The sequence below is a fragment of the Gluconacetobacter entanii genome, from assembly GCF_013155425.1.
Taxonomy (GTDB): domain Bacteria; phylum Pseudomonadota; class Alphaproteobacteria; order Acetobacterales; family Acetobacteraceae; genus Novacetimonas; species Novacetimonas entanii.
The window spans coordinates 33,774-46,056 of record NZ_JABJWD010000042.1 but is presented as its reverse complement, the minus strand read 5'-3'; the positions used below and the strand labels follow the sequence as shown (position 1 = coordinate 46,056).

Genomic DNA, 12,283 nt, shown 5'->3' with positions numbered 1-12,283 from the left:
GCTGCTTTCTCAGGGCGCTGCCCTGAAACCCGCCAAAGGGCATTGCCCTTTGGAAACCGTGACTTGGAGGCTGCTTGGGAAAGCGGGTTCTATAATACCCTGAAATTATAAAAGTTTTTGGTGAAGCTTTTTTCAAAAAGCTTCAAAAGGCGATGCCCGAAAACTTTCCGTTATTTTCCATCCGGATGACCACAAAAAACCCCGCCACGATCCCGTGGCGGGGTTTTGCAATTTCGGCCCATGCCCCGCAACAGCGCGGCACAGTCCCATCAGCGTCCGGTCATGATCCGTTCGACAAGCTGTGCCACGGTCGGCACGAACCCGTTGGCATAGAAGGGATCGGTCGCGAAGCGCCACGCATTGGTGCCACCGAACATCAGGTTGTGTTCCATGACATCACCCGCATCGGGACCATGGGCATGCGCCACCGTCTGCAACGTCTTCTGGATGCAGTAGGAACGCGGGTCGGCCTTGTGCCCGTTGGAATAGGACGGGCCGCGCTGGCTCCAGTTGGAGAAGCGGCATTCCGACAGGCACCCCATGCACGCCGCCTGGTCCGACAGGATCTCGCGCGCCTTTTCCGGCGTCACGAACACCAGCGTGTTGTCCGGGGTGCGCAACCCTTCGGTATAGCCTTCACGCTGCCACAGGGCAGCGCGTTCGCTGTCGGGATGGGTCACATAGACGACGCGCCCACGCGCACCCACGCTGAAGGGGGTCGCATGTTCGCCCACCGCCTCGGTCGAAAAGGCGATCTGGCGTTCGGAACGCGCCCGCAGTTCGCGCAGGAAGTCATTATTGACCGCCGAGGAATAGAACCCGGTGGGCGAGAAGCGGTTGAGGAACACATCGCCCTTCTTCAGCGTCATCAGGCGCTGTTTCCACACCTCGGGGATGGGGCTTTCGCGCGTCAGCAGCGGACGCGTGCCGAACTGGAACGCCACCGGCCCGAGTTCGGGATTGTCGATCCAGTCCTGCCATTCCTCCAGCCACCAGACGCCACCCGCCATGATGATGGGCGTTTCATCAAGGCCAAAGGCGCGCATCTGCTTGCGCAGCGCCAGCACGCGCGGCAGCGGGTCTTCGGGGGCAAGGGGATTTTCCGTGTTCGACAGGCCGTTATGACCGCCCGCGCGCCACGGATCCTCGTACACCACGCCACCGAGCAGTTCGCCGCTCTTGTGATATGACCGCCGCCACAGCGCATTGAACGCGCGTGCCGACGACACGATGGGGTAATAGTACACCCCGTGTTCGGTGGCGATGTCCGACAGGCGGTAGGGCATGCCCGCCCCGCATGTCAGGCCGTTGATCAGGCCCTTCGTGCCTTCGAGCACACCGCGGATCACACGTTCGGCACCCCCCATTTCCCACAGGATGTTGGCATGGATGCGTCCCCTGCCGCCTGCGATCTCATGGGCGATGCGCACCTGGTCGATGCCGCCACGGATGGCGTAATCAATCAGTTCCTCATGCTTTTCCAGACGGGTCCGCCCCCGGTAGGTCTGGGGGACGATGTTCCCGTCCGCATCGTACGAATCGGCATTCACGATCGATACCGTTCCCGCGCCGCCCGCCGCGGCCCAATGCCCGGACGAGGCCCCGGTGGAGATCGAAACCCCTTTTCCGCCCTCGACCAGGGGCAGGATATCCACCCCACCCATCCGGATCGTGTTGATCGCCTTCATCGTCATTCCATCGTCATCTGTAAAACCGGTCCACACCGGCCATGTCGCCGGGACGGTGGGTACGGGGGGCATTTCCCCGTACCCGGCCCCTCATGTCGGTCGTGTCCGCGATCCGTGTTCAGCGCGCGCCGCGACCGGCCTTCGCGCCAACCGCATCACCGATATCGGCACCGGTTTCCTGATCGACAACCCGCATGGACAACTTAACCTTGCCACGGTCGTCGAACCCGAGGACCTTCACCTTCACTTCATCGCCCTGCTTGACGACATCGGTGGTCTTGGCAACGCGGCCCTGCGCCAGTTCGGAGATGTGGACAAGCCCGTCACGCGGGCCAAGGAAGTTCACGAACGCGCCGAAATCGGCCGTCTTGACCACCTTGCCGTTGTAGATCTTGCCAACCTCCGGCTCCGCCACGATGCCACGGATGCGCTCGATCGCCTTTTCCGCCTGCTCGTCGGACGAGGCCGCGATCATGATCGTGCCATCGTCGTTGATGTCGATCTTCGCACCCGAATATTCCACGATCTCGCGGATGACCTTGCCACCCTGGCCGATCACGTCGCGGATCTTTTCCTTCGGCACGGAAATCGTGGTGATCTTCGGCGCGGAAGCGGACACGTCCGAACGGCCTTCGGTCAGCGCCTTGGCCATCTCGCCAAGGATGTGCATGCGGCCGCCGCGCGCCTGGTCCAGCGCGATTTCCATGATCTCGGGCGTGATGGACGTGATCTTGATGTCCATCTGCAGGGCGGTGATGCCCTTTTCCGTGCCCGCGACCTTGAAGTCCATGTCGCCGAGATGGTCTTCGTCACCAAGGATATCGGACAGGACCGCGAACTCTTCCTCTTCCTTGATCAGGCCCATGGCGATGCCCGCGACCGGACGCTTCAGCGGGACGCCCGCATCCATCAGCGCCAGCGACGTGCCGCACACCGTGGCCATGGAGGAGGAACCGTTGCTTTCCGTGATCTCGGAGACGACACGCATCGTATACGGGAACGTATCCTTGCCCGGCAGCAGCGGATGCACCGCGCGCCACGCCAGCTTGCCATGGCCGATCTCACGACGGCCGGGCGAACCCATGCGGCCACATTCCCCGACCGAGAACGGGGGGAAGTTGTAGTGCAGCATGAAGTTGGTGCGGTATTCGCCCTCAAGCGCGTCGATCACCTGCTCGTCCTGCCCGGTGCCAAGCGTGGCGATGACCAGGGCCTGCGTCTCCCCACGGGTGAACAGGGCGGAACCATGCGCGCGCGGCAGGATGCCGACTTCGGAGACGATCGGGCGGATCGTCTTGAGGTCGCGTCCGTCGATGCGGTGCCCCGTCTCCAGCACGGCGGAGCGCACGACGTTGGCCTCAAGCTCCTTGAGCAGCGGCTTCGCGGCCTCGGCCTCTGCCGGGTCGAGCTTGGCGAGGATCGCGTCCTTCGCTGCGGCGACCTTCTTGTAACGCGCCTGCTTGACGCGCTCCTGGTACGCTTCGGCGATCGCCTTGCGGCCCAGCTTGTCGATCTTCTTGCGCAGCTTGATCTCTTCGGCGGTCGGCTCAACCAGGTCCCACGGCGCCTTGGCCGCATGTTCGGCGAGGTCGATGATCGCGTCGATCACTTCCTGGAACGCCTCGTGCCCGAACGTCACCGCGCCGAGCATGATCTTCTCGCTCAGTTCGACGGCCTCGGACTCGACCATCAGCACGCCTTCTTCCGTGCCCGCGACGACGAGGTCAAGCTCGCTTTCCTTCATCTGCCCGATGGTCGGGTTCAGGACGTACTTGCCGTCGATATAGCCGACGCGGCACGCGCCGACCGGGCCGAAGAACGGAACGCCCGACAGCGTCAGCGCAGCCGAGCAGCCAATCAGGGCGACGACCGCCGGGTCGTTTTCCATATCATGGCTCAGCACCGTGGCGACGACCTGCACCTCGTTGCGGAAGTTGTCGGGGAACAGCGGGCGGATCGGGCGGTCGATCAGGCGCGAATTGAGGACTTCGGCCTCGGACGGGCGGCCTTCGCGCTTGAAGAAGCCACCGGGGATCTTGCCCGCGGCATAGGCCTTTTCCTGGTAGTTGACCGTCAGCGGGAAGAAATCCTGCCCCGGCTTGACGCTCTTTGCGCCAACGGCGGTGCACAGCACGACCGTGTCGCCATAGGTGACGACGACCGCGCCGTCGGCCTGACGGGCGATCTTGCCCGTTTCAAGGATGAGGGGACGGCCGCCCCACTCGATTTCAGTACGGAAATAGTCAAACATGCAGACAGTTCCTGTCCGTTGGCTACCGCAAACGGAACAGAGCGGACCGAACATTGGGATATCGATGGCAGCGCCTCGGACGGCATGGAGCGATGACGGACCGACCGCCAATACACCATGTGGCCTGAAACGCTGCGACCCTGTCCGGGTGTCTCCGCCGTCATGTCGGCAGCGTGTTTGCGGCATTCACGATTGAATGCCACGAAATGCGGGGTCGCGCGGGGTTACAGGGCGTTACCGTCCCACCGCCGCGCGACCCACGGCGGGCGCATTATGAATGCGATCCCGCCATGCCGCAAATCAGCGACGCAGGCCCAGACGCTTGATCAGCGTTTCATAGCGGGTCTGGCTCTTGCGCTTGACGTAATCAAGCAGGCGACGGCGGCGGCCGACAAGCATCAGCAGGCCACGACGCGAATGGAAGTCCTTCGCGTGGGTCTTCAGGTGCTCGGTCAGGTTGACGATCCGTTCCGTCAGCAGCGCAACCTGCACTTCCGGCGAACCGGTGTCCTTGGCTGCGGTCTGGTATTCATCAATCAGCGCCGTACGGCGTTCCGGGGTAATCGACATCGGGTTGCTCCGTGTATCTTCAAAGAGGTTCTGGCTACAGCATGCGCACGGGCCGCAGCCATCCCTCAGCAGGACGGCACAGGCCCACGACACGCGCCCCGTCCATCGCACGCACGACCCCGCTGCGGGGATCGACGGCATCCGGAATCCGGCCCATCAGGTCAAGCAGGCTGAGCGCCTGCCCGTGCGACAGGGAATCCGCTTCTTCGGGGGTCAGGGCCAGCGCCGGGATGTCGTCCAGCGCGGTCGCGACCGGAAGCAGCAGATCCGGCGAGGCAGGCGCGTTGTCGGCGCTGGCGACGATTTTGTCCAGCATAATCGCATCGGACTCACCAAAAGGCCCCACCTGCAACCGCCGCAGCGCCGCGACATGGCCCACCGTCCCGCAGGCCCGCGCGATATCACGCGCAAGCGAGCGCATGTACACCCCCTTGCCGGATTCCACCTCAAAGATCGCGGTATCCGCGTCGGGACGCGCGATCAGTTCGAAACGGTCGATACGCGCCGGACGCGGCGGCAGTTCGGGCGGGCGTCCCTCCCGCGCCATGTCATAGGACCGCTTCCCCCCGACCTTGAGCGCGGAAAAGACCGGCGGCACCTGCATGATGTCCCCGCGAAACGCCGCCAGTGCCGCCTCGAACGCCGCATTGTCGGGCCGCACGTCCGATGTTTCGGTCACCGTGCCATCGGCGTCATCACTATCGCGTGCCTCGCCGATGCGCAGGGTGAAGTGGTACCGCTTGGTCCCGTCCATCACATAGGGGACGGTTTTCGTGGCCGCGCCGAACGCGATCGGCAGAAGCCCCGTCGCCAGCGGGTCAAGCGTGCCGCCATGCCCGGCCTTGCACGCATCGAACAGGTATCGGACACGGCCGACCACCTGCGTTGACGTCATGCCTGACGGCTTGTCCACAATCAGCCAGCCATCGATCGGGCGTCCACGCCTGCGTCGCATCAGCACAAGAACCTTTTTGCCAAAGAACCAAGGCCCGTGCGTGTAAACGACGCGCCGGGGCGGGGCAATGGCCTAATTCTTGTGCCATGGGGATGGCCGTTGCGCCCGCGTATGATAAAACGCCCCGGCGGGAACATGCCAGCCATCCGGCGGCCCCGCTTTCGCGACAGGCATTCTGGTGTCATCCTTGATGACCGGTCGCGTAAGGCGGATTGGACTGAAACCTCTTTAATATTGCGTCGTAGGGAGACCTGAACACATGGCAGAACGGCAGACCACGGTCGGCGCTTTCGTGTTGGGTGGTGCGCTGCTGGGGGTCGCGGCAGTCGTCCTGTTCGGCAAATTCCACCCGTTTTCCGCCACCAACAACGCCGTCGTGATCTTCGACGGGGCCATCAACGGGCTGGGAATTGGTGCCCCCGTCACGCTGGAAGGCGTGCAGGTCGGCACGGTGGAAAAGATCGGGATCAAGTTCGATCCCGCCTCCCACAAGGCGTATATCCCCGTCACGGTCCAGTTGCGCGCAGACCGCACCAAATCCACCGAACACAGCCAGGGCCTGACCGCCGAAGGACTGCCGGACCTGATCCGCCACGGCCTGCGCGCGGAACTGCATATGCAGAGCTTCGTGACCGGGCAGGAGGAAATCGACCTGTCCTTTGACCCCGCGACGCCCGCGCAACTGCATCCGGGCATTTCGGACCTGACGGAAATCCCGGTGCGCGAATCGGAAATGCAGAAGCTGACCGATACGCTGACGACGCTGCCGCTGAAGACGATCGCGACCAACGCCGATGAAATGCTGGTCAGCATCCGCAGCCTGGCCGACCGGCTGGACAAGGACCTGCCCCCGCTGGTCACCAGCGTGAAGGAAACATCCGACCGCAGCCGCGTGACCGTCGATACCGCGACCGACACGATCCGCGACCTCGACAAGCGGCTTGACGTGACGCTGGCCTCGATCGACCGGCTGGCCAACAGCGGCACACAGCAGCTGGATTCGCGCGGGGCGGAACTGCATGACCTGCTGCTCAATTCCAACAATACCGTGACCGAAGCGCGCCAGACCCTTGCCGGGTTGCATGACATCACGGCGCCGAGTTCGGCGGATCGCGCCAACCTCGATTCCTCGCTGCGTGACCTTGCGGCTGCGGCCTCGGCCCTGCGCGGTTTCGCCACCGATGTGGAACGCAATCCCCAGCTTCTGCTGATGGGCCGCCGCAACTGATTGCGGCCCTGCTTCATTGATGTGGAGCAGGCTGGCTTTCTGCCTGTTTTCCCCGATGAGGGGTAATCGCAAAAGGTAGAATCCGGGCGCTGCCCGGACCCGGCAGGGATCGCGATCCCTGCACCCTGATTCCTAAAGAAGTTTTTGGTGAAGCTTTTTTCAAAAAGCTTCAAAAAGAATGCCGCCCCCTAGACCAGAGAGCGGCATTTCACCCAAAGGACGATCCTGAAAACGCGCCCTCAGTCTTCCAGATCGCGCGCCACGGACGGATCCCGCAGCAGGTCATCCACATGCATCGCATAATCCAGTGCCGTATCGGGCTGGAAATGCAGTTCCGGCACACCACGCAGGCGCACCATGTGCGACAGGCGCGAACGCAGGAAGGATGAAACCCGCTTGAGCGCCGGCAGAAGGGCCTCGATATCGCTGCGGCCCAGACGTGCGACAAAGACGGTCGCATGTTTGAGGTCGGGCGAAATCCGCACTTCGGTTACGGTAATACGGGCATCGACCAGTTCCGGGTCACGGAATTCGACACGCGCGAAAATATCCGCCAGCACGCGGCGGATCTCCTCGGCCACGCGCAACTGGCGCTGCGAGGGTCCAGACACACCATGACCGGCAAGCTTCCCTGCCGGTCCGGTGGTCTTTACCTTGTCCCGTGAAGAATGGCGGCTCATGCCGGGACCAGTTCCATTTCAAAGCACTCGACCACGTCGCCTTCACGCAGGTCGTTGTAGCCGGCAAAGGACAGGCCGCATTCGTAACCGCGCGCCACTTCCTTCACATCGTCCTTGAAGCGCTTGAGCTGGCTCAGCTCACCCTCATGGATAACGACGTTGTCACGCAGCAGGCGCACGCCACAGCCACGCTTGACCACGCCTTCGGTGACATAGCAGCCGGCGACCTTGCCCACGCGGGTAATGTCGAACACCTGACGGATCTCGGCATAGCCCAGGAACTTCTCGCGGTGCTTGGGCGCGATCTTGCCACGCACCAACTGCTCCACATCGTCGGCCACCTGATAGATGATCGAGTAGTAGCGGATATCCACGCCCTCGCGCTGCGCAAGCTCACGGGCCTGGGCCGTGGCACGCACGTTGAAGGCGATGATGACCGCACCCGACGCCTTGGCAAGCTGCACGTCGCTTTCGGTGATCTGGCCAACACCCGCGTTAAGGACGCGGATCTTGACTTCCTCATGCTCCAGCTTCTGCACCGTGATCTGCAGGGCTTCGGCAGATCCCTGCACGTCGGCCTTGATAAGGACCGCGACTTCCTTCTGCGCACCGGCCTGGATCCGGGCCAGCATCTGGTCAAGGGTGCCACGCGCGGCCGTCTGGCCTGCTGCGGTGCGTTCCTTGATCACGCGCTGACGGAACTCCGAAATCTCACGGGCGCGGTTTTCATTGTCAACGACAACGAACTGCTCACCCGCGCCGGGAACCCCGGCAATGCCCAGCACCTCGACCGGCATGGACGGGCCTGCGGCCTGCACCTGACGGTTGCGATCGTCGATCATCGCACGCACCCGGCCCCATTCGGCGCCAGCCACCACGATGTCACCACGGCGCAGCGTGCCCTTCTGGACCAGGACGGTGGCCACGGGGCCACGTCCACGATCCAGACGGCTTTCGATGACCGCACCTTCGGCCATGCGATCGGGATTCGCCTTGAGGTCGAGCATTTCGGCCTGCAGCAGGATCGCTTCTTCCAGCTTGTCGAGGCCCGTGCGCTTGAGGGCGGAGACCTCGATATCCTGCGTGTCGCCACCCATGCTTTCGACGACGATCTCGTGCGACAGCAGTTCCTGACGGACACGGTCGGGGTTCGCACCCGGCTTGTCGCACTTGTTGATCGCGACGATGATCGGGGCATCCGCCGCCTTGGCATGCTTGATGGCCTCGATCGTCTGCGGCATGACACCGTCATCCGCCGCCACGACCAGCACGACGACATCCGTCACCGACGCGCCACGGGCACGCATGGCCGTAAAGGCCTCATGACCCGGGGTGTCGATGAAGGTGATCTTCGCACCCGACGCCAGCGTGACCTGATACGCACCGATATGCTGCGTGATGCCGCCCGCTTCGCCATTGGCGACATCGGTCGTGCGCAGCGCATCAAGAAGCGAGGTCTTGCCGTGATCGACATGGCCCATGACCGTGACGACCGGCGGACGCGGCCGCAGGTCCTCAGGCTTGTCCTCGATACCCTCGATGCCCAGTTCCACGTCGCTGTCGGCGACGCGACGGACACGATGGCCGAATTCCTGCACGATCAGTTCGGCGGTATCCGCATCCAGCGACTGCGTGACGGTCGCCATGACGCCCATCTTCATCAGCGCCTTGATGACCTCACCCTGACGGGCGGCCATGCGGTTGGCGAGTTCCTGCACCGTGATCGTCTCGGGCAGCACGACATCACGCACCACGCGGACCTGATCCGAACGCAGGCGTTCCAGTTCCGCCTGACGGCGTTCACGCTCACGCTGGCGACGGACCGATGCGAGCGAACGCGTCTTGTCATCATCACCCTCGATCGCGGCCTGCACGTCAATGCGGCCCGAACGGCGGCTGTCATTCTTCTTCGACCCGCCCGAAGGACGGCGTCCCGGCGCAACATTGCCACCGGGGCGACGGCTGGGACGACGTTCTTCCTCGCCCCCGTCGGCCCGGCCGGAGCGCAGGCGCAGGGTTTCCGCGGGTGCCGCAGCCGAATTGGCACGCGACGGCGCGGGCCGCGACGGCGTGACCGGCTTGGACGGCATGATCGCGCGTTCAGCCAGCGGACGCAGACGTTCCATCGGCGGCGCAAGCGTCACCTCGCCGGGGATCGGCGTGGCCGACACGACGGGACCCGGGGGTTCCGGCGTCGGCGCTGCGGCAGGGCCCTTGGACTGCGGGGCGCTTGCGGCACGGGCCTGCTTTTCCTCACGCTCGCGCGCTTCGGCCTCGGCCTTGGCGCGTGCGCTTTCCTCGGCCTCGCGGCGGGCGTCCTCTTCCTTGCGCCGTGCTTCCTCGGCAGCCGACAGGATCGTGATCTTTTCCTGTTCGCGCCGTTCCTTCTCGCGCTGGATCGCGGCCTTGCGCTGCTCTTCGAGCACGCGCTGGCGCGTGGCCAGTTCGGCCGCCGTCAGCGCCCGTCCGGCACCGGCGCGGCCACCGGAACGGCCACCCGACGGACCGGATCCGCTGCCTGGAGTCCCGGCGCCGCGCTTCTTGCGCACCTCCACCTGGACCACCTTTGAACGACCATGGCTGAAGCTCTGCCTGACGGAACCGGCATCGACCGTCCGTCCGACCTCCCTCCGGCCCGCCGGCCGCAGGGACAAGCGTCCCTTACCCTGATCCTGATCGTTGCCTTCGCTCATGTACCCGCCTGTTCACACCGTCCGACGGACTTATCCGCCGAATTCGGTTCCATCCTGCCGGACAGTCCCGCAAAACGTTCATTCTCGACACGGAAACGGCGCGCCAGTTCGCCATGCAGCATCGCTGCATGAACGACATGGTCACGGCCGAATGCCGCACCCAGTGCCGATGCCGTAGGAACAACCGCAACCGGAAGATCCCGTGCACCGGACAAAACTCTCATCCTCTCGTCCGGGCTCCCGTCCGCCGCCTGGATAACCAGCGCGGCGCGACCGCCCACGACCCATTCCCGCACCTTGGCAAAGCCACAGACAACCTGTCCGGCCCGCCGTGCGAGTCCCAGGACATCCATCATCCTGCGTTCAAGCCCGTCCATTACCAGATGGGCCAGATCAGGCGGAATGACAACCTGTCCGCGCGCGGCACGTGCAAACACGCCACGTGTCTGTGCTGTTTCTAGCACATCCCGCCGTGCGCTCAACCAAATTCCCCGTCCGGGCAGACGCGCGGAAAGATCGGGGGTCACGATCCGGTCAGGTGAAATAACAAACCGGACCATCGTTTCACGTGGCAGGCGCTCCCGCGTGACCGCGCAACGGCGCAGCGGCCCGCGTTCTTCCTGCGTCTCGTGATCGTCTATGGGATATTCCTCAGACGTCGGAATTCTCCTGCTGTTCAGGGGCCTCATCCGCCCCCGACTCGTCATCCTCGAACCAGTGCGCGCGCGCGGCCATGATGATCTCGTTGGCCGCTTCCTCATCAATGGCATCGGCGCCAAGGATATCGACCAGTTCGTCACCCGCCAGGTCCGCAAGGTCATCAAGCGTCTTGACGCCCTTCTCACCCAGCGTCACGAGCATCTGCACCGTGAATACACCAAGGTTGGCGATATCGTCCGACACGCCAAGCGCGCGGCGCTTTTCGTCCATTTCCTCTTCGCGGCGGGCGAGGAAGCCTTCGGCGCGTCGCACCAGTTCGCTGGCGACATCCTCGTCAAAGCCCTCGATTCCCGCCAGTTCGTCCGCATCGGCGAAGGCCAGTTCCTCGATGGAATGGAACCCTTCGGTCACCAGCAGGCCGGCGATCACGTCGTCAACGTCAAGCGCCTCGACAAACAGGTTGCTGCGGCGGCGGAACTCTTCCTGGCGACGCTCCGATTCCTCGGCCTCGGTCAGGATGTCGATGTCCCAGCGCGTCAACTGGCTGGCAAGGCGCACGTTCTGGCCGCGACGGCCGATGGCAAGGCTCAACTGCTCGTCGGGGACGACCACCTCGACCCTGCCGGCTTCCTCGTCCATCACCACCTTGCTCACTTCCGCCGGCGCCAGCGCGTTGACCACGAAGGTCGCGGCCTGCGGGCTCCACGGGATGATGTCGATCTTCTCGCCCTGCAGTTCCTGCACCACCGCCTGCACGCGCGATCCGCGCATGCCGACGCACGCGCCGACCGGGTCGATGGAGGCATCGCGGGAGATCACCGCCATCTTGGCGCGCGAACCCGGATCACGGGCCACGGCCTTGATCTCGATGATGCCGTCATAGATTTCGGGCACTTCCTGCGCGAACAGCTTGGCAAGGAACGCCGGGTGCGTGCGCGACAGGAAGATCTGCGGCCCGCGCGGCTCATCACGCACGTCATAGATATAGGCGCGCACGCGATCCGAATTGCGGAAGCTTTCGCGCGGGATCAGTTCGTCGCGGCGCAGCAGCGCCTCGGAACTGCCGATCTCCACCATCAGGTTGCCGTATTCGGTCCGCTTGACGGTGCCGTTGACGATCTCGCCCACGCGGTCCTTGAAATCGTTGTACTGGCGCTTGCGCTCATATTCGCGCACGCGCTGGACGATCACCTGCTTGGCCGTCTGGGCGGCGATGCGGCCGAAATCGATGGGCGGCAGCGGGTCGATCAGATGTTCGCCCAACTGGATTTCCGGGCGGAACTTGCGCGCGATGTGAAGCGGGATCTGGGTCTCCTCGTTCTCCACTTCCTCCACCGCCTCGGTCCAGCGCGACAGGCGCACGTCACCGGTCTTGCGGTCGATGGTGGCGCGAATGTCCTTTTCGTGGCCGTACTTGGCGCGGCCGGCCTTCTGGATGGCCTGCTCCATCGCCTCGAGCACTTCTTCGCGGTCGATCGACTTCTCACGCGCGACGGCATCCGCCACCAGCAACAGTTCAGGACGGGAAACGGACGTATCCATCAGGGTCTCCAGAGCG

General features: G+C 64.0%; 9 protein-coding genes. 1 reads left to right on the top strand and 8 read right to left on the bottom strand.

The window, feature by feature from the left end:
- Window positions 1-269: 269 nt before the first annotated feature.
- From HNH97_RS07685 to truB, 4 genes are all read right to left on the bottom strand, one after another.
- On the bottom strand, window positions 270-1,688 hold the full coding sequence (locus HNH97_RS07685; RefSeq protein WP_110913142.1) for an NAD(P)H-dependent flavin oxidoreductase: 1,419 nt from the start codon (window positions 1,686-1,688) through the stop codon (window positions 270-272).
- 118 nt (window positions 1,689-1,806) lie between these two features.
- Window positions 1,807-3,939 (bottom strand): polyribonucleotide nucleotidyltransferase, encoded by a 2,133-nt coding sequence (pnp, locus tag HNH97_RS07680; RefSeq protein WP_171790487.1) that lies wholly within the window; start codon window positions 3,937-3,939, stop codon window positions 1,807-1,809.
- A gap of 300 nt (window positions 3,940-4,239) precedes the next feature.
- Complete coding sequence (gene rpsO, locus HNH97_RS07675) at window positions 4,240-4,509, bottom strand: 30S ribosomal protein S15 (protein WP_003617029.1); 270 nt, start codon at window positions 4,507-4,509, stop codon at window positions 4,240-4,242.
- Between the two features lie 34 nt (window positions 4,510-4,543).
- Window positions 4,544-5,464, bottom strand: a complete 921-nt coding sequence (gene truB, locus HNH97_RS07670) for a tRNA pseudouridine(55) synthase TruB (RefSeq protein ID WP_171790486.1) — start codon at window positions 5,462-5,464, stop codon at window positions 4,544-4,546.
- A 259-nt stretch (window positions 5,465-5,723) separates the two neighbouring features.
- On the opposite strand from truB, the gene HNH97_RS07665 reads away from it, so the two are divergent.
- A complete protein-coding gene (locus HNH97_RS07665) occupies window positions 5,724-6,692 on the top strand; it encodes an MlaD family protein (protein WP_110913082.1) in 969 nt (322 codons plus the stop codon).
- Between the two features lie 239 nt (window positions 6,693-6,931).
- Here the strand turns inward: HNH97_RS07665 and rbfA are convergent, their stop codons facing one another.
- The 4 genes from rbfA to nusA are packed head-to-tail and all read right to left on the bottom strand — an operon-like array spanning window position 6,932 to window position 12,267.
- Window positions 6,932-7,372: a 30S ribosome-binding factor RbfA gene (gene rbfA / locus HNH97_RS07660; RefSeq protein ID WP_110913081.1), complete on the bottom strand. Its 441-nt coding sequence runs from the start codon at window positions 7,370-7,372 to the stop codon at window positions 6,932-6,934.
- Window positions 7,369-10,065: a translation initiation factor IF-2 gene (infB, locus tag HNH97_RS07655; protein WP_171790485.1), complete on the bottom strand. Its 2,697-nt coding sequence runs from the start codon at window positions 10,063-10,065 to the stop codon at window positions 7,369-7,371. The genes rbfA and infB overlap by 4 nt, the downstream gene beginning before the upstream one ends.
- Window positions 10,062-10,754 (bottom strand): RNA-binding protein, encoded by a 693-nt coding sequence (locus HNH97_RS07650; protein WP_244949357.1) that lies wholly within the window; start codon window positions 10,752-10,754, stop codon window positions 10,062-10,064. The genes infB and HNH97_RS07650 overlap by 4 nt, the downstream gene beginning before the upstream one ends.
- A complete protein-coding gene (gene nusA, locus HNH97_RS07645; protein ID WP_171790484.1) occupies window positions 10,717-12,267 on the bottom strand; it encodes a transcription termination factor NusA in 1,551 nt (516 codons plus the stop codon). Before nusA ends, HNH97_RS07650 begins: the two co-directional genes overlap by 38 nt.
- Between the last annotated feature and the right edge of the window lie 16 nt (window positions 12,268-12,283).

What these genes read in the sequence shown, in the direction of transcription:
- HNH97_RS07650 (WP_244949357.1), bottom strand. Translation starts at nt 10,754, where the DNA reads ATGAGGCCCCTGAACAGCAGGAGAATTCCGACGTCTGAGGAATATCCC.
- HNH97_RS07685 (WP_110913142.1), bottom strand. Translation starts at nt 1,688, where the DNA reads ATGAAGGCGATCAACACGATCCGGATGGGTGGGGTGGATATCCTGCCC.
- HNH97_RS07665 (WP_110913082.1), top strand. Translation starts at nt 5,724, where the DNA reads ATGGCAGAACGGCAGACCACGGTCGGCGCTTTCGTGTTGGGTGGTGCG.
- rpsO (WP_003617029.1), bottom strand. Translation starts at nt 4,509, where the DNA reads ATGTCGATTACCCCGGAACGCCGTACGGCGCTGATTGATGAATACCAG.
- pnp (WP_171790487.1), bottom strand. Translation starts at nt 3,939, where the DNA reads ATGTTTGACTATTTCCGTACTGAAATCGAGTGGGGCGGCCGTCCCCTC.
- rbfA (WP_110913081.1), bottom strand. Translation starts at nt 7,372, where the DNA reads ATGAGCCGCCATTCTTCACGGGACAAGGTAAAGACCACCGGACCGGCA.
- nusA (WP_171790484.1), bottom strand. Translation starts at nt 12,267, where the DNA reads ATGGATACGTCCGTTTCCCGTCCTGAACTGTTGCTGGTGGCGGATGCC.
- infB (WP_171790485.1), bottom strand. Translation starts at nt 10,065, where the DNA reads ATGAGCGAAGGCAACGATCAGGATCAGGGTAAGGGACGCTTGTCCCTG.
- truB (WP_171790486.1), bottom strand. Translation starts at nt 5,464, where the DNA reads ATGCGACGCAGGCGTGGACGCCCGATCGATGGCTGGCTGATTGTGGAC.